At 62.5% G+C, this 21,938-nt stretch carries 24 protein-coding genes and 1 riboswitch; of the genes, 14 read left to right on the top strand and 10 right to left on the bottom strand.

The window, feature by feature from the left end; translation table 11 throughout:
• A partial coding sequence (locus ACMKFF_RS02340; RefSeq protein WP_419495916.1) for a hypothetical protein occupies positions 1 to 266 on the top strand: 266 nt, incomplete at its 5' end.
• A 55-nt stretch (positions 267 to 321) separates the two neighbouring features.
• On the opposite strand, the gene ACMKFF_RS02335 is transcribed toward ACMKFF_RS02340, so the two are convergent.
• Positions 322 to 1,839, bottom strand: a complete 1,518-nt coding sequence (locus ACMKFF_RS02335; protein WP_419495915.1) for a peptidylprolyl isomerase — start codon at positions 1,837 to 1,839, stop codon at positions 322 to 324.
• Between the two features lie 55 nt (positions 1,840 to 1,894).
• Entirely contained in the window at positions 1,895 to 3,265 is a 1,371-nt protein-coding gene (locus ACMKFF_RS02330; protein ID WP_419495914.1) for an MATE family efflux transporter, read from the bottom strand.
• A 208-nt stretch (positions 3,266 to 3,473) separates the two neighbouring features.
• Between ACMKFF_RS02330 and ACMKFF_RS02325 the strand changes: the two genes are divergently transcribed.
• Complete coding sequence (locus tag ACMKFF_RS02325) at positions 3,474 to 4,745, top strand: aminotransferase (RefSeq protein WP_419495913.1); 1,272 nt, start codon at positions 3,474 to 3,476, stop codon at positions 4,743 to 4,745.
• A 146-nt stretch (positions 4,746 to 4,891) separates the two neighbouring features.
• Entirely contained in the window at positions 4,892 to 5,845 is a 954-nt protein-coding gene (locus ACMKFF_RS02320) for a carbohydrate kinase family protein (RefSeq protein ID WP_419495912.1), read from the top strand.
• A 146-nt stretch (positions 5,846 to 5,991) separates the two neighbouring features.
• On the opposite strand, the gene ACMKFF_RS02315 is transcribed toward ACMKFF_RS02320, so the two are convergent.
• Entirely contained in the window at positions 5,992 to 6,468 is a 477-nt protein-coding gene (locus ACMKFF_RS02315) for a GtrA family protein (protein WP_349134582.1), read from the bottom strand.
• Between the two features lie 265 nt (positions 6,469 to 6,733).
• On the opposite strand from ACMKFF_RS02315, the gene ACMKFF_RS02310 reads away from it, so the two are divergent.
• The 9 genes from ACMKFF_RS02310 (at position 6,734) to ACMKFF_RS02270 (ending at position 14,283) form a co-directional block, all read left to right on the top strand.
• A complete protein-coding gene (locus ACMKFF_RS02310; protein ID WP_419495917.1) occupies positions 6,734 to 7,873 on the top strand; it encodes a DHHW family protein in 1,140 nt (379 codons plus the stop codon).
• Positions 7,874 to 7,876: 3 nt separating this feature from the next.
• Positions 7,877 to 9,259 carry an MBOAT family O-acyltransferase gene (locus ACMKFF_RS02305; RefSeq protein WP_418469245.1) on the top strand — a complete coding sequence of 461 codons (1,383 nt, stop codon included), beginning with the start codon at positions 7,877 to 7,879 and terminating at the stop codon, positions 9,257 to 9,259.
• 375 nt (positions 9,260 to 9,634) lie between these two features.
• Positions 9,635 to 10,342 carry an acyl-ACP thioesterase domain-containing protein gene (locus ACMKFF_RS02300; RefSeq protein ID WP_419495911.1) on the top strand — a complete coding sequence of 236 codons (708 nt, stop codon included), beginning with the start codon at positions 9,635 to 9,637 and terminating at the stop codon, positions 10,340 to 10,342.
• Positions 10,339 to 10,695, top strand: a complete 357-nt coding sequence (locus ACMKFF_RS02295; protein WP_419495910.1) for a hypothetical protein — start codon at positions 10,339 to 10,341, stop codon at positions 10,693 to 10,695. The genes ACMKFF_RS02300 and ACMKFF_RS02295 overlap by 4 nt, the downstream gene beginning before the upstream one ends.
• A 12-nt stretch (positions 10,696 to 10,707) precedes the next feature.
• Entirely contained in the window at positions 10,708 to 11,175 is a 468-nt protein-coding gene (locus ACMKFF_RS02290) for a hypothetical protein (RefSeq protein ID WP_418469249.1), read from the top strand.
• Complete coding sequence (locus ACMKFF_RS02285) at positions 11,172 to 11,858, top strand: YjjG family noncanonical pyrimidine nucleotidase (protein ID WP_418469251.1); 687 nt, start codon at positions 11,172 to 11,174, stop codon at positions 11,856 to 11,858. Before ACMKFF_RS02290 ends, ACMKFF_RS02285 begins: the two co-directional genes overlap by 4 nt.
• Before the next feature lie 76 nt (positions 11,859 to 11,934).
• Positions 11,935 to 12,378 carry an NfeD family protein gene (locus tag ACMKFF_RS02280; RefSeq protein WP_418469253.1) on the top strand — a complete coding sequence of 148 codons (444 nt, stop codon included), beginning with the start codon at positions 11,935 to 11,937 and terminating at the stop codon, positions 12,376 to 12,378.
• Between the two features lie 17 nt (positions 12,379 to 12,395).
• Positions 12,396 to 13,304, top strand: coding sequence for an SPFH domain-containing protein (locus ACMKFF_RS02275; RefSeq protein WP_367926915.1), 909 nt, complete (start codon positions 12,396 to 12,398; stop codon positions 13,302 to 13,304).
• Between the two features lie 58 nt (positions 13,305 to 13,362).
• Positions 13,363 to 14,283, top strand: coding sequence for an alpha/beta hydrolase (locus ACMKFF_RS02270; protein ID WP_419495909.1), 921 nt, complete (start codon positions 13,363 to 13,365; stop codon positions 14,281 to 14,283).
• Between the two features lie 529 nt (positions 14,284 to 14,812).
• Here ACMKFF_RS02270 and ACMKFF_RS02265 read toward each other — a convergent pair.
• The 3 genes from ACMKFF_RS02265 to ACMKFF_RS02255 form a co-directional block, all read right to left on the bottom strand.
• Positions 14,813 to 16,003: a pyridoxal phosphate-dependent aminotransferase gene (locus ACMKFF_RS02265; RefSeq protein ID WP_419495908.1), complete on the bottom strand. Its 1,191-nt coding sequence runs from the start codon at positions 16,001 to 16,003 to the stop codon at positions 14,813 to 14,815.
• Between the two features lie 56 nt (positions 16,004 to 16,059).
• Positions 16,060 to 17,220, bottom strand: a complete 1,161-nt coding sequence (gene metK / locus ACMKFF_RS02260) for a methionine adenosyltransferase (RefSeq protein WP_349134747.1) — start codon at positions 17,218 to 17,220, stop codon at positions 16,060 to 16,062.
• 92 nt (positions 17,221 to 17,312) lie between these two features.
• Positions 17,313 to 17,407: riboswitch (SAM riboswitch) on the bottom strand.
• A 52-nt stretch (positions 17,408 to 17,459) separates the two neighbouring features.
• Positions 17,460 to 18,386 (bottom strand): glycosyltransferase family 2 protein, encoded by a 927-nt coding sequence (locus ACMKFF_RS02255; protein ID WP_419495907.1) that lies wholly within the window; start codon positions 18,384 to 18,386, stop codon positions 17,460 to 17,462.
• A gap of 149 nt (positions 18,387 to 18,535) precedes the next feature.
• Here ACMKFF_RS02255 and ACMKFF_RS02250 point away from each other — a divergent pair, with 149 nt between their 5' ends.
• Both ACMKFF_RS02250 and ACMKFF_RS02245 read left to right on the top strand, forming a co-directional pair.
• Positions 18,536 to 19,546, top strand: coding sequence for an asparaginase (locus ACMKFF_RS02250; protein ID WP_349134749.1), 1,011 nt, complete (start codon positions 18,536 to 18,538; stop codon positions 19,544 to 19,546).
• Entirely contained in the window at positions 19,543 to 20,094 is a 552-nt protein-coding gene (locus tag ACMKFF_RS02245; RefSeq protein ID WP_419495906.1) for a DUF2284 domain-containing protein, read from the top strand. Before ACMKFF_RS02250 ends, ACMKFF_RS02245 begins: the two co-directional genes overlap by 4 nt.
• Here ACMKFF_RS02245 and ACMKFF_RS02240 read toward each other — a convergent pair.
• The 4 genes from ACMKFF_RS02240 to ACMKFF_RS02225 are packed head-to-tail and all read right to left on the bottom strand — an operon-like array spanning position 20,025 to position 21,690.
• Positions 20,025 to 20,336, bottom strand: coding sequence for an alpha-L-fucosidase (locus ACMKFF_RS02240; RefSeq protein ID WP_419495905.1), 312 nt, complete (start codon positions 20,334 to 20,336; stop codon positions 20,025 to 20,027). The two genes, ACMKFF_RS02245 and ACMKFF_RS02240, sit on opposite strands and share 70 nt — an antisense overlap.
• Positions 20,333 to 20,734 (bottom strand): SdpI family protein, encoded by a 402-nt coding sequence (locus tag ACMKFF_RS02235; RefSeq protein WP_419495904.1) that lies wholly within the window; start codon positions 20,732 to 20,734, stop codon positions 20,333 to 20,335. Before ACMKFF_RS02235 ends, ACMKFF_RS02240 begins: the two co-directional genes overlap by 4 nt.
• A gap of 13 nt (positions 20,735 to 20,747) precedes the next feature.
• Positions 20,748 to 21,194, bottom strand: coding sequence for a GNAT family N-acetyltransferase (locus ACMKFF_RS02230; protein ID WP_418469268.1), 447 nt, complete (start codon positions 21,192 to 21,194; stop codon positions 20,748 to 20,750).
• Entirely contained in the window at positions 21,187 to 21,690 is a 504-nt protein-coding gene (locus tag ACMKFF_RS02225) for a GNAT family N-acetyltransferase (protein ID WP_419495903.1), read from the bottom strand. The genes ACMKFF_RS02230 and ACMKFF_RS02225 overlap by 8 nt, the downstream gene beginning before the upstream one ends.
• Positions 21,691 to 21,938 lie beyond the last annotated feature (248 nt).

The raw sequence follows: 21,938 nt of genomic DNA, 5'->3' as shown, positions 1-21,938 counted from the left end.
TGGTCCTGCAGCGAATGAACTGCAGGACCATTTGTTATCAGACTGTCAAAAAAGCCTCGCAGAGTTTGCGCCCGCAGGCGCAAAGAAAATGGAAATCATTTTCTCCGGCGGCGTGTACGTCGGAGAAAATACCGCTCGGCTCGCAAACGTGCAAAGGGCACGCCGCAGGCGTGCCCTTCGTGCGCTGCAGCGAGCCGCTGCCCCATTCAAACGAGAGCCCAGTGAAACGGGTCTCGTTTGAGAGCTTGTCAAAAATTCTTTTTTGACAAGCTCAGCACGGGTGCGCCGCTGCTGCCGCGGCGCACCCGTTCTGTCTTCGTGTCAGGATGCCGAGACGGAAGCGCTCAGCAGGTCGTAGATCACGACATTATTGAAGTTGAACTCTACAGGGTACTTTGTTTTCAGCTCTGTGATCTTTTCACCGGCTGCGGCGGAAGCCATGTCGTCCTTCGCCGTGTCGAACCAGGCGCGGGTCTCGGTCTGGCCGATGAAATAGATGATGTGGTAGCCATGGGTCGTCTCGACGATCTCACAATCGCCGGGCTGGCGGCTCTCGTCGAAGCACCAGTCGTTGAACTCCGTGACCATCTTGCCGGGCTGGAAGTCCTCATACAGGCCGCCGTTGTCCTTGGAGCCGGGGTCCTGATTGTACTCCAGCGCAAGCGTCTTGAAGTTGTCCTCCGTGGGGTCGGCCTGCCAGAGGGCAAGGATGCGCTCGGCTTCCGCCTTGGCCGCTGCCTTCGCCTCATCGCTGTAGTTGCCGTCGCTGTCCTTCTCGCCCTCGGGCTGGATGAGGATGTGGCGGACGGAGACGTTGTTGACCTTCGTCACGCCCTGATCGATATAGCTCTGGGCGTTTTCGTCATAATAGGCCTCGATCTCGGCATCCGTCAGCGCGTTGGCAGACTCGCCGTACAGCACGTTCTTATAATAGTTCACCGCCGTATAATACGTCAGCAGATAGTCGTGATAGATCTCGGTCGTGACACCCTTGCCGAAGTTGACCTGCAGATAGGCATCGACATCGTCATAGCCGTTGTCTGCCGCGCTCTTGGCAAAGCTTCCCTCCGGGTCCAGCACGTCCTCGATGGAGGAGGCGTCCGTCTCCGGCAGCTCATAGCCCGCCTCCTGCGCCGCCAAATACAGGGCGCGGATCTCGGCGAAGTTGTTTGTGGCGCTCGTCAGGAAATACTGCTCCCACGTTCCGCCGCTCGGGGCGTCCTGCAGGGCCAACGCCTTCGTGTAGTCCAGACCCAGCATGGAGGCATAGGAGCCATAGTTGTTCATGAGCTGGTAGAATTCCATCCAGTAGTAGATCTGCAGGTCGGCGTTCGTCAGGCAGTAGCCCGTCGCGTCGCGCGCAACGACCGTGCGCATCTGCACATCGCCGGCCTCCGCCGTGCTCGTGGTATAGGAGGCGTTGTCCGTAGCGGCGTTCTTGCCGAAGTTATCGGCGTCGATCAGATTGGCCGCCTTGCCGTAGGTCGTCGTGACCTCCTCGCCCGCTTCGAGCGTCTTGTCTGCGACGGTCTCGGTCGTGCCGTCCGTTGCCTCAGTCGCCTCCGTCTGCGGGGCCTCCGTCTCGGCCGGGTGATCCTTGCGGCCCGTGATGAGCAGGACGCAGGCCGCGATGGCCGCCGCAAGAGCCAGCGCCGCCAGGAAAATGGCGATCTTTGCGCCCTTGGACATGCCGGGCTTCTTTTCCGCAGGCTTCTCCTCCGGCTTCTCCTCCGGCTCCGCCTCAGGGACCGGCGCGGTTTCCGGTTCGGCCTCCGGGGCCGCCTCCGGCTCGGCCGGGGTCACTTCCAGTTCTTCGTTTTCGTTGTGTTCCAGATCCATAATGTTTCTCGCTTTCCGAATGATGCTCCAATCATATCACACCACACAGGGCTTTTCAACGCATTTTCGCGCCGGGGTGTGAATTTTCTGTCAACTTTCGCCCGGCGCGCCGCCAGACGAGCACGCCCGTGAGATCCGCAAGCGCCCAGCCGATGGGGATGGACCACCAGATGCCCACGACGCCGATGGCCGGGACGGCCGAAAGCGCATAGGCCAGCGCCACGCGCGTGCCGAGCGAGATGACCGTCAGCACGAGCGACATACCCGGTCTGCCGACGGCGCGGTAGAGGCCATAGAGCAGGAACAGCCCGCCGATGCCCACATAGAACGCGCCCGCGATGCGCAGGTAGGTCACGCCGGCCTGCAGGATCTCCGTCTCGCCCGGCTGCAGGAACAGCCCCAGCAGCGGCGCAGCAAGCAGCACGACGCAGGCCGAGACGCACACGGCAAAGACCGACGACAGGAGCACGGCCGTGCGGATGCCGCGGCGGATGCGCTCCGGCTGCTGCGCGCCGTAGTTCTGTGCAATGAACGTGGAGAACGCATTGCCGAAGTCCTGCAGCGGCATATAGGCAAAAGAGTCGATCTTCACGGCGGCTGCGAACGCCGCCATGATCACGGGGCCGAAGCTGTTGATGCGTCCCTGCACCATGAGGATGCCGAGGTTCATCACGGACTGCTGCAGGCATGTCAGCACCGAGGCGCCCAGAAGCTCCCGCAGCATGGCGCCCGTGATGCGCCGCTCCTCCCGCCGGGCCCGCAGCTCCGGACAGCGCACGAGGGTATAGACCGCCGTGCCGATGCCGGAGAGCCACTGCGCCAGCACCGTCGCGGCCGCAGCGCCCTCCACGCCCCACCGGCACACGAGCACGAACACGAGGTCGAGCGCGATGTTGAGCACGGCTGCCGCCGCAAGGAAGAGGAGCGGGACGAGCGAATTGCCCACCGCACGCAGGAGCGAGGCGTAATAATTATAAAGAAACGTCCCGCCGATGCCGAAGAAAATGACGAACAGATACGACCGCATCAGGGGCCAGACCTCCGCCGGGACGGACAGGAGCGTTTTCATCGCATCGAGCAGCAGAAAGGCCGCCGCATTGAGCACGACGGTGCACGCCGCGATGAGCATGAAGGCTGCATGCGTCTGCCGCCGGAGTCTGGCAAGGTCCCGCTGCCCCCAACAGACGGAGAACAGCGCGCCGCTGCCCATGCACAGGCCGAGCAGGATGGACGTCAGGAACGTCATGAGCGTATAGGACGAGCCGACCGCGCCGAGCGCATCCGAACCAAGAAACCGGCCGACGATGAGCGTGTCCGCTACATTATAAAGCTGCTGCAGCAGGTTCCCGCAGATCATGGGGAACGCAAAGCGCAGCAGCGTTTTGGGAATGGAGCCCGTCGTCAGGTCGATCTGTGCCAAAATCACCGTCTCCTTCTCCTATTCAGGCGAATTCTGATTTATCATAGCAGATATCCGGCTGTTTTGCAAGTTGCGCTGCAAATAATTCGCATAGTTTGCGTCTGCCGTCAAAAAAGCGATTTTTTTCATGCAAAGAATGCAGGAAACCGATTGACATTCCGCCCGCTGCGCGGTAAGATGGGGGCAAACCGAAAAACTTTTTGGAGGTCACACCATGAAGCCCTATGCAGACTACACCCGTTCGGAGCGCTGCGCGGAATATGCCGCGCTGCAGGAGCAGTACGACGCCTGGAAGGCGAAGGGACTCTCTCTGAACATGGCCCGCGGCAAGCCGAGCCGCACGCAGCTTGACATGGTCAGCGGCATTCTGACCGTGCTGCAGTCTCCGGAGGACTGCTTCGACGGCGCGCTCGACGTGCGCAACTATGGCGAGCTGACCGGCATTCCCTCGGCCAAGCGCCTGTTTGCCGAGCTGCTGGGCGTGACGCCCTCGCAGGTCCTCGTCGGCGGCAGTGCCAGCCTGAACCTCATGTATGACCTCATCGCCAAGGCCTGGACGCATGGCCTGCTGCACTCGCCGCGCCCGTGGTCGCAGGAGCCCGTCGTCCGCTTCCTGTGCCCCGCGCCGGGCTATGACCGCCATTTCCGCGTGTCGCAGTCGTTCGGCATGGAGCTCATCCCCATCGCCATGACGCCGGACGGCCCGGACATGGACGCCGTCGAGGCCGCCGTGCGCGACCCGGCCGTCAAGGGCATCTGGTGCGTGCCGAAATACTCCAACCCGCAGGGTATCGTCTATTCCGACGCCGTTGTCGACCGGCTGGCCGCCCTGCGCCCCGCCGCGCCGGACTTTGCCCTGATGTGGGACAACGCCTACTGCCTGCACGAGGTCTATGGCCAGTTCGTTCCCTTCCGCGACATGCTCACGCTGTGCCGTGAGGCAGGGAACGCCGACATGGTCTATGAATTTGCCTCAACATCCAAGATCACCTTCCCCGGTGCGGGCGTGGCCGTCATGGCGGCGTCCGAGGCGAACCTGAAATACCTCTCCGGTCTGCTCGGTGCGCAGACCATCAGCTATGACAAGGTTAACCAGCTGCGTCATGTCCGCTTCCTGCAGGACAAGGCCCATGTGCTCGAGCTCATGCAGCGCCACGCCGCCATCCTGCGCCCGAAGTTCGAGGCCGTGCTGGCGGCCCTGCGCGGTATCGCCCCGCTCAACATCGCGAGCTGGACGGAGCCGAAGGGCGGCTACTTTGTCTCATGCGACGCCATGCCCGGTACGGCGAAGCGCACGCTCGCTCTGTGCGCCGAGGCCGGTGTGACCATGACGCCCGCCGGAGCAACCTATCCCGGCGGAAACGACCCCGCCGACAGCAACATCCGCATCGCGCCGAGCTTCCCGCCCGTGGAGGAGCTGGAGCAGGCCATGCAGATCTTCTGCCTCGCCCTGCGCATGGCCGCTTTGGAAAGGCTCGGGCTTTGATTATTACGGCAGCACCGCACAATTACATCTTCGGTCTTTCCCGGATCTTTTTCGCCGAATGCTCTCGCTGAATGGTGCTGTGCTGGCTTGATTTTTCATTTTCTATTCTTCATTCTGTTCCGAATTCTGATACGGAGGGATCCTTCATGCTGGACGCCATTGCACTCGGCGAGCTTCTGATCGACTTTGCCACGGTCGACACGGACCGCGACGGCTACCCCACCCTCGCCGCCCATCCCGGCGGCGCGCCGGGGAATTTTCTGGCCGCTCTGCACGCCTACGGCTGCAGCGGCGCCATGCTCGGCAAGGTCGGCGCGGATACGTTCGGCGACCTTCTGTGCGCCACACTGGCGCAGGCCGGTATCCGCACGGAGGGCATCGTGCGTGATCCGTCCGTGTTCACAACGCTGGCCTTCGTCACGTTCGGCCCCGGCGGCGAACGCGCGTTCAGCTTCGCCCGCAAGCCGGGCGCGGACACGCAGCTCCGCTTTGACGAGCTGGATCTTTCGCTGCTGGACGAGGCGCGTCTGCTCCACTTCGGCAGCCTGAGCCTGACGCAGGAGCCGGTGCGCTCCGCCACGCAGCAGGCCGCCGCCTACGCCGCCGCGCACGGCAAGCTTCTCAGCTTCGACCCGAACCTCCGCCTGCCGCTGTGGCCGGATGCCGATGCGGCGAAAACGCAGATCCTCTGGGGCCTGCGGCAGGCCGATATCGTCAAGATCAGCGATGACGAGGTGCGCTTTCTCTGGGGCTGCAGCCCCGAGGAGGGCGCAGCGCGCCTGCTTGCGGACTTCGGCGTCCGCCTGGCCATGGTCACCTGCGGGCCGAAGGGCTGCTTGCTGCAGAATGCCGGGGCAGCCGTCCTCGTAGGCGCGCCGCGCGTCCTGCCGGTCGACACGACGGGCGCAGGCGATATCTTCGGCGGCAGCGCCGTCAGCCGCCTGCTGCAGCTGGGCCGCGCGCCCGAGGCGCTGACCGAGGACGAGCTGACCGCCATCGGCCGCTTCGCCGCCACGGCCGCCAGCCTGTCCACGCAGTACCCCGGCGGCATCTCCGCCATCGTCCCGGAGGAGACCGTGCTGCGGTGCATGGAGGGCTGAGCAAAAACAGGCACGCATTCTGTGGCACAATGCCTTCCGGTCCGCTTTATCGGCAGCATTGCGCCGGGAACGGTATGCTGTTTCCTTACACATGCCGCGATATATGAAATTCCCCGGAGCGGTTCATCCTGCCCCGGGGAATTGCTTTATTCTTCGGTATTTCTGTCCTTACGGGCGGCGAAGCGATCGCTGAAGACGAAGTAGCGCTGGCCAAAATAGTTCAGCAGCGCATAGCTGAGCGAACCAACGGACATTTCGCAGTTGCCGCGGATGTTCTCCGTGCCGCCGAACGAGAAGAAGCGCGTCACGGAGTGCGAGCGCAGCAGCAGGCGCGAGACATACGGCCCGATGAGATAATACGACAGCAGATAGCACACAACAATGTCCAGCACAAAGCACAGCAGCTGCTTCGAGGTGGTCTTGTGGCCGGGGAAGAGCAGATAGTTGCAGGAAAGATACCAGATGATGCTGCCGAGGCCGTAGTTCACGATCGGCGCAAAGTGCTTGCTGACGTCGGCCACATTATAAAGGAGAAACATGATCCCCGTGCAGACGATGAAGTTCAGAACGCCGACCAGCAGATAAAGCGCCAGCGTTTTATCGATCATCTTTTTCAGCTTCAAGCGTTTCCCTCCCGTGCAGCGTGATTGCACCATTATACCGCGTTTTCCCCCAAAAGGCAAGCGCTTTCTGCCGGTTCCGCCGTGCAGCCCGGATTCTCCCTTGCAAACACTTTCCCTTTATGATATGATTCAGACTGTCAAAAACCTGCCCAGCCGAAAGTTTCGGAGGGGAAACAGTCCGAAAGGGCTTTTGACAAGCTGATGATTTTGCAAAATCACGACAGGCGATGTCCCATGCAGGGAGGGAAACGATATTTTGAAGAAAGTGATCAATTTTGCCTTTGTGGGGCTGATCCTCTGCGGGCTGCTGCTCGGTCTGGCGCGGACGGTCTTCTTCCCAAAGGAGATCAACTATTATGAAAACCGCTATGCAAACCGCGCGGCCCTGCCGACGCCGGGAAGCTACGCCGACGGCACGTTTCAGGATCAGCTGGAGGCCGCGCTGGGGGATCAGACTCCCTTTGCGGAACGGTTCAAGGCGCGGTATAACGATCTGTCGTCCAAGCTGACCAAGGCACTGCTGAAGCCCGTGCTGGAAAACGGCCGCTACTATCGGGTCGGCGATGTGCAGCTGTTCTCGGATTACCTGACGTATCAAACGCGCGATCTGGAGAAGCTCCGTCCCACGCTGGAGGAGCGCGCCGCAAATTATAACGCCATATTCGCCGCCCATCCCGACACGGAATTTTACGTCTGCTACATCGAAAAGGACACGGATATCAACTTCGAGACCGGCGAGCGGGTCTATGCCGACGATCTGCTGTTTTCCATGCTGGACCTGCCGGAGGACCGGATGCTGGAATACGAAATTCCCGATTTTGCCGCATTCTCCGAATATTTTTACCGGACGGATCACCACTGGAATTACCTCGGCTCCTACCGCGCCTATCGGGAGCTGCTCTCCTTCCTCGGCTGCACGGATGCGCCGCTGGAGCCGACCGCGACCGAGACGCTCGGCGAGTTTTCCGGCTCCAAGGCGGCCGGAACGGGGCTTGACATCTTCTCGGAGCCCTTCACCGTCTACCGCTTTGCCTATCCGGAGATGACGGTCACACGCAACGGCGAGCCTGCCGATGACTACGGCAGGCAGGATGCCGTTCCGGGCGAGCTTGCGCTCAGCTACGGCGCCTTCTACGGCGGGGACGACGGCGAGATCATCTTTGACACCGGCCGGACCGACCGGGAGAACGTGCTTGTCATCGGTGAATCCTATGACAACGCCATTCTGAAACTGCTGGCTTCCCACTTCGGCAGGACATATTCCGTCGACCTGCGCTACTACCGCAATTATCTGGGAAGCGACTTCTCCCTGAGCGACTATCTGCGCAGGAACAGCATCACGAAGGTCCTGCTGATCGGAAACGTCGACTATTATATCTCGCCCGACTTTGCACTGGAGAACTGAGCCATGGTTTTTAGCAGTATCACCTTTGTCTACGCCTTTTTCCCGCTGGTCGCCGCCGCCTACTACCTGAGCAAAAACCGCGTCTACCGCAATGTCGTCCTGCTGCTCGCCTCGCTCCTGTTCTATTCCTGGGGCGAGCCGCGCTTCCTGCTGCTGATGCTCGCCGCCACGCTCGCGGCCTACTGCGGCGGCCTGCTGATGGAGCGCTGCACCGCACACCGGAAGCTCATTCTGATCGTCACGGTCGTTCTGCTCGTCGGGAATCTCTTCGTCTTCAAATATCTGAATTTCTTTTCGGAGAATCTTTCCGCCCTGTTCGGCTGGAGCGCGCTGCCGAAGCTGACGCTCCCCATCGGCATCAGCTTCTATACCTTCCAGATCCTCTCGTATGTGATCGATCTGTACCGCGGCGAAATTCGCGTCCAGCGCAACTATTTTTACCTGCTCCTCTACGTCAGCTTCTTCCCGCAGCTGATCGCCGGGCCGATCGTCCGCTATGAGACGGTCGAGCAGGAAATTCAGGAACGCCATGAATCGATCGACGACGTGGCGGCCGGTCTGCGCCGCTTTATCCTCGGCCTTGCAAAAAAGGTCATTCTGGCAAACAACATCGCCCGCATCGCCGAGACGATCTACGCCGGAGACAGCGCCGTTTACGGCACCACGCTCTACTGGCTTGCCGCCGTAGCCTATGCGCTGCAGATCTATTTCGATTTTTCCGGCTACAGCGACATGGCCATCGGTCTGGGGCGGATGTTCGGCTTCCATTTTTTGGAGAACTTTGACCACCCCTATACCGCCCTTTCCATCACGGATTTCTGGCGGCGGTGGCACATCTCCCTGTCGACCTGGTTCCGCGACTATGTCTACATCCCGCTCGGCGGCAATCGGGTCAAAAAATCCCGCTGGATCCGGAATATTCTGGTCGTCTGGGCGCTGACCGGCTTCTGGCACGGCGCACAGTGGAACTTCCTGTTCTGGGGCCTGTATTACGGGCTTCTGCTGCTGGCGGAAAAGCTGTTTCTGGGGCGGCTGCTGGAGCGGCTGCCGAAGGCCGTGCGCTGGCTCTATACGGCGTTCTTCGTGCTGATCGGCTGGGTGCTGTTCGACCTGACCGATTTCCCGTCGCTGTGCCATGCGCTGAAGCTCATGTTCGTCCCGCAGGCGACGGACTGGGTGGCTGCCGCCGCCACGAACGTCTCCCTTCTGAAGGCCGTCGTCTACCTGCCGCTCGGCATCGTGTGCTGCCTGCCGCTGCTGCGCCGGGAGCCGAAGAGCGCGAAGGGCATCCTGCTGGCGAACCTTGCCTCGGGCCTTCTGCTGATCGTGTGCATCGTGTTCATTCTCAGCTCGTCGTATAATCCGTTCATCTATTTCCGCTTCTGACTTTCGGGCGGCTCCTGCCTGCGGGCAGGGGCCGCCTGCGCTTGTCAAAAAAGGATTTTTGACAAGCTCTCAAACGAGACCCGTTTCACTGGGCTCTCGTTTGAAAGGGCTGCGGCTCGCGGCAGCGCACGAAGGGCACGCCTGCGGCGCACCTTTCGCACGTTTGCGAGCCGAGCGGTATTTTCTCCGACGTACACGCCGCCGGAGAAAATGATTTCCATTCTCTTTGCGCCTGCGGGCGCAAACTCTGCGAGGCTTTTTTCGACAGTCCGGGGCGGCTCCTGCTTTCGGGCGGGGGCCGCCTTTTCCCGAGGTTGACGCAGCCGCAGAGACGTGTTACAATAAGGCATACCTGAGAAGAGCCGGAGGAACGAAATGCAGGAGATTCTGGAAGTAAGCTGCCGCCCCGTACACGACGGGATCTGGACACCCGCAGAGCTGATGGGCGCGCTCGAGCGCGCCGCCACGGACCACGCAGACGCGCTGAACATCGGCCACGACCGCATGGTCGCGGACTTCGGCTGCCTGTGGATGCTCGTGCGCAGCCGGTTGGAGCTGACACGTCTGCCCGCTGCGGACGAGGCGCTGACCGTGCGCACCTGGCTGCGCAGCCCGACGCCCGTGATGAGCGTGCGCGACTATGATTTCTGCGCAGACGGCGAGGTCATCGGCTCGGCCGTGCACTGCTGGGTGCTCGTGAATGCCGAGGCGCGGCACATGATCGACCTGCGGCAGATCCCCGCTCTGTGGGAGCTGCCCGTGCATGCACCGGAGCGGAAAACGCGCCTGCGCCGCCTGACGCTGCCGGAGACGATGACGGCCGCCGGGGCCGTCCGCGTGACGGATGCGGAGATCGACGACAACGGCCACATGAACAACGTAGCCTATGTGCGCCGCGCGCAGGAGGCTGCGCCCGGCCTGTTCCGCGGGCTGGAGGTCGTGTATGACCGCGAATGCTTCCGCGGGGCCCTGCTCACGCTCGAGCATGCCGCCGACGCGGACGCGCAGTATGTCCGCGGCGTGCTGGAAAGCGGCGAGGAGAGCTTCCGCATGCGCTTTTTCGGCGCGGAGGCCGCGCAGTGAGGCGGGCCGCCGCAGTGCTGCTGTGCCTGCTGCTCCTGTGCGCCTGCGCCGCGCCGGAGCAGGCGGACGCCCTGCCGCAGGAGCTGGTCGGCAGCTGGGTCAGCGCCGGAAACGGCGATCTCATCGAGACCATGACGCTGGCGCAGGACGGCACGATCAGCGTGCAGTGCACGTTCCGCGGCAAGGACACCGGGACCATCCGCGGCGTGTGGCACGCAGACGGGCAGACACTTTTCACGGACATTCAGGAGGGCACCTCGCCCTATCAGGCCGAATTTATCTGGACCGTTGACGGCCGGGAGCTGACGCTGACGGACGACTCCGGAACGGCGCGCTATGTCCGCAACGACTAGGAGGAATCTTTCATGCGGGATCAACACGATATCCCCGTGCTGCTGACCGGCTGTCTGGCCGCCGGAGGCGCGGGCATGTTTCTGATCATGAGCGTGCTCATCGGCTTCGGCGTCAGCACGCTCATCGGCCGCGAGGCCATGTATCTCTGCCTGCTGCTGGAGCTTGTCAACCTGCTGGTGCTCCATGCCCGCGCAGGCGCGCTGCTGCGCAGCGGAAAAGCGCCGCAGCCCTCTCCGAAGATGCGCCTTCTGCGCCGTGTGAGCGGCATCGGCTGGCTGACCGGCGCGGTGCTGCTGGTCGGCTCGCTCGCGCTGCTCCTGTTCGGCCTGCCGCTGGCGAACATCTGGGTGAAGCTTGCGGCCTACATCGGCGTGCCGGTCATGATGCTCAGCTGGGCCGGCTGCCTGATCGTATTCCGCCGCCTGCGCATGTCCGCTGCGGCCTATGCGCAGGAGAAAGGACCGGTGCAGCTGCCATGATCCGCGATCTGTTTCTGGACCTCGACGATACTCTGCTCGACTTCGGCGAAGCGGAGCGCCACGGCATCCTCCGCACGCTGCGGGAGCTCGGCATCGCCCCCACGGAGGAGACGCTCGCGCTCTACAGCCGCATCAACCAGCAGCAGTGGGAGCGCTTTGAGCGCGGTGAAATTCCACGCGAGCAGGTGCTCATTGAGCGTTTTTCCCTGCTGTTTCAGGCCCTTGGCTGCGCCCACGACCCTGAGGATGCCGAAAACCGCTACCGCCGCTATCTCGGCATCGGCCACTGGTTCGTGCCCGGCGCAGAGGCGCTGCTCAGTCGGCTTGCCCCGCGCTACCGGCTGTATCTGGCCTCGAACGGCGTGGCGGACACGCAGTACAGCCGGCTGGAGAGCGCCGGGATCTCCCACTATTTTCAGGAAATTTTCATTTCCGAGGACACGGGCTTCCACAAGCCGGAAAAGGGTTATTTTGACTACTGCTTCGCGCGCATCCCGGACTTTGACCCCGCGATGGCCATGATCGTCGGCGACAGCCTGACAAGCGACATCCTCGGCGGCAAAAATGCGGGGCTGCGCACCTGCTGGTTCAACCGTACCGGCCGTCCTCCGCGCCCGGACATCGTGCCGGATTTTGAAATACACCGTCTGGAAGAGCTGCCAGATATCCTGGAGCAATGCTGAAAATTTCCTGCTCACACTATCTTGACAAGCGTCTTCGCATATGTCATACTGAAAGCAGCGAAAGGAGGAATATGCCATGCGCATGGAGTTCCTGTGGCTTGCGCTCATCGTGGTCTTTGCCGTGATCGAGGGCGCCACAACGGCCCTGACGACCGTTTGGTTCATCGGCGGCGCACTGGCCGCTCTGGCAGCCGCCCTGCTGCATGCCGAGCTCTGGCTGCAGATCACGCTGTTCTTTGCCGTGTCTGTCGTGCTGCTGACTGCGCTGCGCCCGCTCGTGAAAAAGTACCTGCGGCCGCGCACCGTCCGCACGAACGCCGCCGGGAACATCGGCCGCGAGGCCATCGTCACGGAGGCCATCGACAATCTGCATGAGACCGGCGCGGTCCGCCTGTCCGGCGTGGAATGGTCGGCCCGCAGCGCCGACGGCAGCCCCGTCGCAGCCGGGACCGTCGTGCGGATCGACGCCATCGAGGGCGTCAAGCTGATCGTCACCCCCATCCCCGTGTCCCACAAATAAGCAAAGGAGAGAGCATTATGGAAAAGATCGTTCCCTATCTCATCATCGGCGCCGTTGCCCTGCTGATCCTCATCATCCTTATCAAAAACATCTGCATCGTGCAGCAGTCCCGCGCCTACGTCATCGAGCGCCTCGGTGCGTTCTCGCAGGTGTGGGAGGTCGGCATCCACTTCAAGCTGCCGTTCGTCGAGCGCATCGCCCGCCGCGTCAGCCTGAAGGAGCAGGTGCTGGACTACCCCCCGCAGCCCGTTATCACGAAGGATAACGTCACCATGCAGATCGATACCGTCGTCTACTTCCAGATCACGGATCCGAAGCTCTATACCTACGGCGTCGAGCAGCCGATGGTCGCCATGGAAACGCTGACGGCCACGACACTGCGCAACATCATCGGCGATCTTGAGCTGGACCAGACGCTCACGAGCCGCGACGTCATCAACACGAAGATGCGCGCCATCCTCGACGAGGCGACCGACCCCTGGGGCATCAAGGTCACCCGCGTGGAACTGAAGAACATCCTGCCGCCGCAGGACATCCAGAACTCCATGGAAAAGCAGATGAAGGCCGAGCGCGACCGCCGTCAGGCCATCCTGCAGGCAGAGGGCACGAAGCGCTCGCAGATCCTCGTCGCCGAGGGTGAAAAGGAATCCGCCATCCTCCGCGCCGACGCCGAAAAGCAGTCCGCCATCCTGCGTGCGCAGGGCCAGGCCGAGGCCATTCTCGCCGTGCAGAAGGCAACGGCGGAGGCCATGCAGATGCTGAACGACGCCTGCCCGAACGATCAGGTCATCAAGCTCAAGGCGCTCGAGGCCATGCAGAAGGTCGCCGACGGCAAGGCCACGAAGATCATCATCCCCTCGGAGCTGCAGGGCCTTGCAGGCCTTGCGGCCGGACTGGTCGAGACCGTCCGCGAGCCGAAGCAGTAAGCAAAATGAAGTGGCCGGCCCTTTTCAGGGCCGGCCGTTTTTCGAAAGGTAGGGCGCTATGTCCAGAAGATCCCGCGTGCTGCGGCGCATTCTGCTCCTTGCGCTGGCAGTTTATCTCATCTGCTCCGTTGCTGCCGTGCAGGTCATGAACGCCGCCCTGTTCGGGCGCGCAGACGAGCCGGACGGGCTGACCGTGCGCTATGCGGACGTCGCGGCAGACTATCCGCGGCAGACGGTCACGTTCTCCTCCGGCTCCGCCCAGCTCACGGGCTGGCTCTATCCGGCGGAGGATGCGGCGGCCCTTGTCGTCATCGCCCACGGGCTTGGCGCGGACGCGGAGACATACCTGCCGGAGACGATGCACTTTGTGGACAACGGCTACAGTGTCCTGTCCTACGATGCGACCGGCACCGGAGCCTCCGGCGGCAGCGGCACGCGCGGTCTTGCGCAGTCCGCCCTTGATCTGGATGCCGCCCTGACCCGCGCAGAACAGGAGGGCTTGCCCATTTTGCTCTTCGGCCACAGCTGGGGCGGCTATGCCGCCGCGGCTGTGCTGGGCGGCAGCCACGACGTGACGGCCTCCGTCTGCGCGGCAGGATTTGATACGCCGCTCGGCCTGATGCGGCAGACGGCGCGGCGCTGGTGCGGACCGGTCGCGGAGCTGGGCGTGCCGTTCCTGTGGCTCGATCAGCAGCTGCGCTTCGGCACGGCGGCAAACGTCTCCGGCGCAGAGGCCGCGGCGGCTTCCGGCACGCCGGTGCTCGTGCTGCACGGGGCGGACGACGACACTATCCCGGCAGACGGACCGAGCCTGCTGGCAGCCTGTCAAAAAGAGAACGCGCCGAACATCCGGACCGTCCTCCTGCCCGGTGAAACACACACCTCCCTGCTGCACGATGCGCAGGGGCGCTGCAGCGAGGCCGTGTTCGCACAGATCGACGCGTTCTATGCCGCCGCGCTGGCAGACGGCGCAGGCTGACGGGGAAATGGTACGCGCCAATTGCGTCTGTTGCGGCGCTCGTTGTGCAAGGCCGCCGCGCGAGAGAAAAATGCAGCGGCGCTCAGGGAGCGCCTTGCAGGCTGGCAATATTTGCTGGCACAAATTCATTGGCGCAATGCCTCCAAGTTTGTCATTGCGAGGAGGCCAAAGGCCGACGTGGCGCCCTGAGCGCGAAGCGCGAGGAAGTGCCCTTGGGGTGCAATCTCGCAGTACCCGGCTGAATCGTGGGAAAGCGATCGGCGAAATCGTAACTGCCTTCCCGAGATTGCCACGTCAGGGTGGTGCCGTGGTGCACCAGCGCCCTCCTACGGTTGAATTACTTCCTACCGGGCGCTCGCTGAGCGCCGCTACAGGCCCCGTCGGGGGCGGCTGCCATCTTAACGATAGCCTGTGCGAATCGTTTGTGCAGCACCGGGAGCGGCATGCCGCTCCCCTACAATGGCGTGTACGATCAATACCCCCAATCATACGCGGCGGCCCGGGAGGATCCTCCCGGGCCGCCAGCTTTTTACTTTTGGTTATACCGTTCAATGGCGAGGCGCAGGAGCGTCAGGGAGCGCTCAAGCTCCTCGACGCAGCGCACATAGGCGATGCGGATCTCGCTCGTACCCGCACCGGGCGTGGCATAGAAGCCGCTGCCGGGGGCGAACATAACGGTCTCGCCGTTGTCCTCGAACTCCTGCAGCAGATAGAGCTGGAAGCGCTCAGTGCTGTCCACCGGCAGCTTCGCCATGGTGTAGAACGCACCCTGCGGCTCCGTCGTGACGATGCCGGGGATCTCCAGCAGCTTGCGGTAGCAGGTGTCGCGGCGGCGGCGGTATTCGTTGCGCGTGGCGTCGAAATAGCTGGGATCCACGCCATAGAGCGCAGCCGCGCCGAGCTGATCGAGCGTGGCGACGGACAGGCGGGCCTGCGCCAGCTTCAGCGCGCCCTGCATGATGTCGCGGTTGCGGGAGATAAGCGCACCGATGCGCGCGCCGCAGGCGCTGAAGCGCTTCGAAACGGAATCGATGAGAATGAGATTCTCGTCGATATCGCGGAATCTGCCCGCCGTGGCAGGCTCTGCGCCGTCATAGATAAACTCGCGGTAGACCTCGTCGCAGATGAGATACAGGCCATGCTCGCGGGCGATATCCGCCATGAGGCGCAGCTCCGCCGGGGTGAGCACCGTGCCGGTGGGATTGCCGGGGTTTGCAAGGAGGATGGCGCGCGTCTTTTCCGTGATGTGCGGCTCGATGCGGGCGCGCTCGGCGTAACGGTAGCCGTCCTCCGGCGAGGTCGGGATGGGATGCACCCGTCCGCCCGCCATGCGGATAAACGTGAAGTAGTTCGGGTAATAGGGCTCCGGGATGAGCACTTCGTCGCCCTCGTCCAGAATGCACAGCATGGCCATGAGCAGCGCCTCGCTGCCGCCGGTGGTCACGAGGATGTCCTGCGTTTCAAACGAGGCGCCGATGCGCGCATAATAGGCGCGGATGGCCTCGAGCAGGGCGGGGATGCCGGGGGATTCTGCATAGGCAAGCACGTCACGCCTGCCGGCCTCAATGGCTTCAAAAAAGGCGGGAGGCGTCTGGATATCGGGCTGGCCGATATTCAGCTGGTGGATGCGGATGCCTCGCTGCTGCGCAGCGACCGCGTAGGGGTAGAATTTACGGATGGGAGATTGGGCACAGTCGCAGATTTTCCGGGAGAGCTTCATAATCACACCTCTGGTCAATTAAAATTTTGCAGGGAGGGATCTTTCGATGCTCGGGGTCATGCTCGGGCAAGGATGCGCTCCACGGCGTCGGTCTTCTCCCACGGCAGGTCGAGGTCCGCGCGGCCGAAGTGGCCATAGGCTGCGACCTGCTGGTAGATCGGACGCCGAAGGTCCAGACTGCGGATGATCGCCGCCGGGCGCAGGTCAAAGCACTCGCTGACCAGCTCACTCAGGCGGGCGTCGGACAGGCGGCCCGTTCCGAAGGTGTCGACAAGGACGGAGACGGGATGGGCAACGCCGATGGCATAGGCCAGCTCGATCTGGCACTTGGCGGCAAGACCTGCCGCCACAAGGTTCTTGGCGACGTAACGGGCCATATAGGCCGCGCTGCGGTCGACCTTCGTCGGATCCTTGCCGGAGAAGGCGCCGCCGCCGTGGGCCGCGTAGCCGCCGTAGGTATCCACGATGATCTTGCGGCCGGTCAGACCGCTGTCCGCCGCCGGGCCGCCCACAACAAAGCGGCCGGTCGGGTTGACATAAAACTTCGTATCCCCATCGATGAGCCGCGCAGGGAGGGTCGGGCGGATGACACGCTCGATGACGGCCTCACGCAGGTCTTTGATCGAGACGCTGTCGGCATGCTGGGTGGAAACGACGACGGTATCGATGCGCTCCACGCTGCCGTCCTCGCCGTACTGCACAGAGACCTGACTCTTGCCGTCCGGGCGCAGCCAGTCGAGCTCGCCGGACTTGCGCACGGCAGACAGCTTCATGGCAAGCTGCTGGGCATAGGTGATGGGGGCGGGCATCAGCTCGGGCGTTTCGCTGCAGGCGAAGCCGAACATCATGCCCTGATCGCCCGCGCCGAGGGTATCGGCATCGTCAAAGGAGCTGTTCACGCCCATGGCGATATCGCCGGACTGCTCGTCGATGGCGGTGAGCACCGCGCAGGTATGGCCGTTGAAGCCGGACTCCGGCTTATCATAGCCGATGCGGCAGATGGTGTCGCGGGCCACATGGGGGATGTCCACATAGCATTCCGTGGAAATTTCGCCCATGACCATGACCATGCCGGTCGTGGCGCAGCATTCACAGGCGACACGCGCCTTGGGGTCCTGCGCCAGAATAGCGTCGAGCACGCCGTCGGAGATCTGATCGCAGACCTTGTCAGGATGCCCCTCGGTCACGGATTCGGAGGTAAAGATTCTTTTTTGCATCTGGAGGTTCCTTCTTCCCTGAAATTTTTGCATGCTTCTAACCTTCTCGATACAAAAAAGCGCCCTGCTGTCGACAGGGCACAAGGTTTTTGTCCTCATCTGTCGATAAAATCGCTGGAATTGGCACCTTGCAAATGCAGGTTGTCGGGCTTCATCGGGCCAGTCCCTCCGCCACTCTCGATAAGGTTATTGCATTGTGTCACTATCATAGCAGAATTCCGAAAAAAGTCAACAGGCTTTCAGGTTTTTTTCCGCACGCCGCAGGTCTCGGATACGATGAAGCGCGGCCGGTCCTGAATTTCCATATAGATATTGCCGAGATAGTAGCCGATGATGCCGAGGCCGACCATGATCAGGCCGCTGAGGAACAGCAGCAGGATCACGGCACCCGTCAGGCCGGTGACGACACGGCCCATGGCCAGACGCACGATCGACACGATGCCGACGATAAGCGCAGCCAGGAACGACGCCGCGCCGCAGCCCGTGATGAGGTGCAGCGGCAGGGACGTGAAGGCCGTGATGTTGGAAAGCGCATATTTGATGAGCAGCCATGTCGACCATTTCGACTCGCCTGCGGCGCGCTCACGCACCTCATAGGGCACCTCCGCCGTACGGAAGCCGATCCACGACGACAGGGCGCGGAAGAACGCGCGTTTTTCCCGCATGGACAGCAGTACGTTCACGGCCTTGCGGTCGAGCAGCTTGAAATCCGAGGCGCGCGTCATGTCGATGTGCGTCGCCTCGCTGATAAGGCGGTAGAACGTCTTCGCGGCCACGCGGTGAGCCAGCGACTCCTCACCGCGGTCCGTCTTCACGCCCTCGACGACCTCGACGCCCTGCTCCCACAGCCGGTACATCTCCACGAGCTTCTCGGGCGGATGCTGCAGGTCGCAGTCGATCACGGCGACACAGTCGCCGTCCGCCGCCTGCAGACCGGCAAAAATGGCTGCCTCCTTGCGGAAATTGCGCGAAAAATGGACGCCGCGCACGGTATCGCGGCGCTCGGACTCGGCGCGGATCTCCGCCCAGGTGGCGTCGCGCGAGCCGTCGTCGATAAAGATCAGTTCATGCGGGATCCCGGCGCGCGAAAGAATGCCGTCGATCTGCCCGGCGGCCGCGGGGACCATTTCCTGCTCATTAAAGGCAGGGATCACAACAGAAAGCATCTGGCTCACCTCATTTTATAACTTCGATTATTTTACCGCGAAAGGGAGACTTTGTCAATCGCGCCGGTTGCGTCCGGCGATATTCCGTGATATACTAGCTGCAGAATATTTCCCCCAAAATGTGCTTGTACTGCGGACAGGAGGCAATCATGAAAAAGGTTCTGATGCTCGGAACGGGCGGCACCATTGCCTCGGAGGTCACGCCGAGCGGCCTTGCCCCGGCGCTCACCTCGGCGGAGCTGCTGCGCTGCGTGCCGGAGATCTCATCTCTGTGCAGCGTGACCTGCGAAGAGCTGTTTTCCATCGACTCGACGAATGTGACTCCCGCGCACTGGCTGACGATCGCCCGCGCCATCCGCGCCCGCTATGAGGAATATGACGGCTTCGTCATCGCCCACGGCACGGACACCATGGCCTATACAGCCGCGGCGCTGTCCTATCTCATTCAGTATTCCCCCAAGCCCATCATCCTGACGGGCGCACAGAAGCCCATCGTGTTTGAAAACACGGATTCCAAGACGAATCTGGCCGATGCGTTCCGCTGCGCCGTGTCCGACCTGCGCGGCGTGATGATCGTGTTCAACGGCCGCGTCATTCTCGGCACCCGCGCACGCAAAACGCGCACCGTCAGCCTGCAGGCCTTCTCCAGCATCAACTATCCGGAGCTGGCCGTGCTGCAGAACGGCTTCCTGATGGAATATATCCGCCCGTCCGCCCTTCCCGCGCCCGTGTTCTATGACAAGCTCGGTGAGCGCGTCGCACTCATGAAAATGATCCCCGGCGCGGACTGCGGCATGCTGTCGTACCTGCTCGAGCATAACGACGCCGTCATCATCGAGAGCTTCGGCGTCGGCGGCCTGCCGTCCTATCAGGGCAGCGGCTTCGAGCGCGTCCTGCGTGAGGCCATGGAGGCCGAAAAGACCATCGTCATGACGACGCAGGTGCAGAACGAGGGCAGCAATCTGTCCGTCTATGACGTCGGCTTCCACCTGAAGAACGATCTCCATCTGCTGGAGGCCTATGATATGACGACTGAGGCCGTCGTGGCCAAGCTGATGTGGATCCTCGGTCAGACACGCGACCCGGCGGAAATTCGCCGCCTGTTCTGCACACCGGTGTCCTATGATCTGCTGTATCTGAAGCGGGAGGACAAGGCGTGAACCGTGCTGCGGTCGAGGCGCAGCTGGCAGAGCTGCCGCTGGCGGAATATGTCTGGTTCGAAACGGCGGAGCTGGAATTCTCCGAGCGCATCCGCACGGTCTGCCGCGAGAACTGTCCGCGCTATAACAAAACATGGGCCTGTCCGCCCGCCGTCGGCTCCGTGGAGGCGTGCCGGGCGCGCTGCCTGTCCTATCCGCAGGGCCTGCTCATCACGTCGCTGACGGAGGTCGCGGACATCGCGGACACCGAGGCGGCACTCGCCACGCGCGGCCCGCACGAGGAGCTGACGCGGCAGGTCTCCGCCATCCTGCGCGCGCAGGGTACAGAGGTCTACGGGCTTTCTACGGAATCGTGCGCCATCTGTGCACACTGTGCCTGGCCGGACGGCCCCTGCCGCCACCCGGACCGGATGTTTCCCTGCGTGGAGAGCCATGGCATCGTCGTCACGGCACTGGCCGAGCGCCACGGGATCGAATTTCAGTACGGCGGCAATGTCGTCACCTGGTTCTCTCTGTTATTGTATCGTGAAACGCCGGACCCGGCATAAACCGGGCCCGGCTTTTTTGTAGATTTTCTGTTTGGAAAATTTCCTGATGAAAAGGCCGCAATGTCCTCCGCCCAGTCCTTCTTCGGAAAAAAGCGGTCCAGATACCGCGCATATTCGGCCGCGCTCTCCTTCGACGCGGCCTGATGCCACTCCCCGCCCTCCGGCACGGAAAAGACGCCGAAATGGACGAACAGGCCAAGCCCCAGCCGCTCAAAGCGGGCAATGCGTTCCCGCTGTGTCATCGGGTCCCCCCGATCTCTCTGCGGGTTCCGTCATCGCGGAACGTCTTTTTCAGGGCGTGCTCCGTCGGGAAGATCGAGGCGATCAGGACGAGGCACTGGACCGCCTCCAGCGCGAGGGCGAATTTCCCGATCGTTCCGGGATCGCTGTGATAAAACGGGAGATGCACCGCAGCTGACAGAAGCAGCAGGACCCAGCCCACACGCCACCAGAGCCTGCCGCTGTGCATATGTGCAAACCGCCATGTATCGTTATTTTTCATGGAGCGCGTCGTGCGATAACCCAGGAGACCGTTGATCTTTTTGGGGCAGTGCTTCCACATCATCCGTCCCGTAAGGATCATGATCGCCGGGATCAGCAGATCGCAGGCCAGCATAAACCACCAGAACCACATTGTCATTCCCTCCGAGAATTCAAATCGCGCGGTAGGCATGTCTTTCCAATACGACCGGGGTCACGGTGCCCCGGTAGAACGCGGCCGGCTCGCCCACGATCCGCCCGCCCATGCCGCAGACGATGCGGACCGTCGTCTCGCGGGCGTCCATGTGGATGCTGTCAACGCCCATCGCAAACAGGTCGTCAAACGAGAACCGCGCCAGCCGCGACCCAATGTGCCGCCCCCGGAAGGCCGGGAGCACGACAAAGCGGCCCCAGTGGGTCTCGCTCCCCTCCTGCCACGCCGCAGCCGCCGCGCACAGCACCCCGCCCGACCCGGCGCACCAGCAGATGGGTCGCTTTTGCAGGAAAGCCCCGACGTCGTCATCGGGGATGCCCTGCTCACCGTGGAAAATATCCGCCTGCATGGCAAGGATGTGCGGCAGGTCCGTCTTCCCCGCCCGGCGAAAGACCAGATCATCCATCAGGATTCTCCTCCATGCAGAATATGAGATCGTCGCCGTCCCGCTCCGGCAGCTGCCGGAAGCCCAGCGAGCGGTAAAGCCGCTGCGGCCGTGTGTTGGCAGCCTCCACGGCCAGCTTGACCGGCATATCCGGATCGGCCAGCCGGAGCAGGCGGAGCGCCAGCTGCGCCGCCCGCTTTCCGTAGCCCCTCCCCTGCTGCCGGACGTCGAGAAAATAGCTCCAGCTGTAGGCATCGGCCCATGCCGTGAAGCACAGAAAGCCGATCGGCTCCCGGCGCTCGTTTTCGATCAGGCAGGGATCGTGATCCTCCGGGGCCAGATAGGCCCGGCCGAGCGAAAACCACACGGGGTTCACAAATTCCCTCTGCTCATCCGTCAGGCGGCATCCGTCTCCCGCGTAGATCAGGTCGTCCCGCGTGGTCATAGGCCGGATGCGGACGAACTCGTTTTCCCATTCCTCCGGCGCGACCCGCAGCAGCTTTTCCCGCAGCGACATCCGATCACTTCCTTGCAAATTTTTCTCCAGTTTATCACAAAATACCCCGCAGGGCAAGACGGAACAGAACCACTAAAACAGGACAATAGACAAAGTTTCCCTGATGCGGAGCAGCCCCATGTCTTTTTTGCGATTTTGGTGCGTGTGACCCCGGGCCGTTGTCCGATCGAAAAGGTCCCGGAGATTTTCATCCCCCTACCGGGTTGACATGGAGAACCCCGCGCTATAATCCCGGCTGTTTTTCTTGG

Origin of the sequence: Faecousia sp. (assembly GCF_048519415.1) — a bacterium.
GTDB lineage: Bacteria > Bacillota > Clostridia > Oscillospirales > Oscillospiraceae > JAZOXB01.
This window is presented reverse-complemented; position numbering and strand designations above follow the sequence as displayed.

Coding starts and splice junctions, on each gene's coding strand:
- ACMKFF_RS02335 (WP_419495915.1), bottom strand. CDS start 1,839: ATGGATCTGGAACACAACGAAAACGAAGAACTGGAAGTGACCCCGGCC.
- ACMKFF_RS02325 (WP_419495913.1), top strand. CDS start 3,474: ATGAAGCCCTATGCAGACTACACCCGTTCGGAGCGCTGCGCGGAATAT.
- ACMKFF_RS02320 (WP_419495912.1), top strand. CDS start 4,892: ATGCTGGACGCCATTGCACTCGGCGAGCTTCTGATCGACTTTGCCACG.
- ACMKFF_RS02305 (WP_418469245.1), top strand. CDS start 7,877: ATGGTTTTTAGCAGTATCACCTTTGTCTACGCCTTTTTCCCGCTGGTC.
- ACMKFF_RS02300 (WP_419495911.1), top strand. CDS start 9,635: ATGCAGGAGATTCTGGAAGTAAGCTGCCGCCCCGTACACGACGGGATC.
- ACMKFF_RS02290 (WP_418469249.1), top strand. CDS start 10,708: ATGCGGGATCAACACGATATCCCCGTGCTGCTGACCGGCTGTCTGGCC.
- ACMKFF_RS02285 (WP_418469251.1), top strand. CDS start 11,172: ATGATCCGCGATCTGTTTCTGGACCTCGACGATACTCTGCTCGACTTC.
- ACMKFF_RS02280 (WP_418469253.1), top strand. CDS start 11,935: ATGCGCATGGAGTTCCTGTGGCTTGCGCTCATCGTGGTCTTTGCCGTG.
- ACMKFF_RS02275 (WP_367926915.1), top strand. CDS start 12,396: ATGGAAAAGATCGTTCCCTATCTCATCATCGGCGCCGTTGCCCTGCTG.
- ACMKFF_RS02270 (WP_419495909.1), top strand. CDS start 13,363: ATGTCCAGAAGATCCCGCGTGCTGCGGCGCATTCTGCTCCTTGCGCTG.
- ACMKFF_RS02265 (WP_419495908.1), bottom strand. CDS start 16,003: ATGAAGCTCTCCCGGAAAATCTGCGACTGTGCCCAATCTCCCATCCGT.
- metK (WP_349134747.1), bottom strand. CDS start 17,220: ATGCAAAAAAGAATCTTTACCTCCGAATCCGTGACCGAGGGGCATCCT.
- ACMKFF_RS02255 (WP_419495907.1), bottom strand. CDS start 18,386: ATGCTTTCTGTTGTGATCCCTGCCTTTAATGAGCAGGAAATGGTCCCC.
- ACMKFF_RS02250 (WP_349134749.1), top strand. CDS start 18,536: ATGAAAAAGGTTCTGATGCTCGGAACGGGCGGCACCATTGCCTCGGAG.
- ACMKFF_RS02240 (WP_419495905.1), bottom strand. CDS start 20,336: ATGACACAGCGGGAACGCATTGCCCGCTTTGAGCGGCTGGGGCTTGGC.
- ACMKFF_RS02235 (WP_419495904.1), bottom strand. CDS start 20,734: ATGACAATGTGGTTCTGGTGGTTTATGCTGGCCTGCGATCTGCTGATC.
- ACMKFF_RS02230 (WP_418469268.1), bottom strand. CDS start 21,194: ATGGATGATCTGGTCTTTCGCCGGGCGGGGAAGACGGACCTGCCGCAC.
- ACMKFF_RS02225 (WP_419495903.1), bottom strand. CDS start 21,690: ATGTCGCTGCGGGAAAAGCTGCTGCGGGTCGCGCCGGAGGAATGGGAA.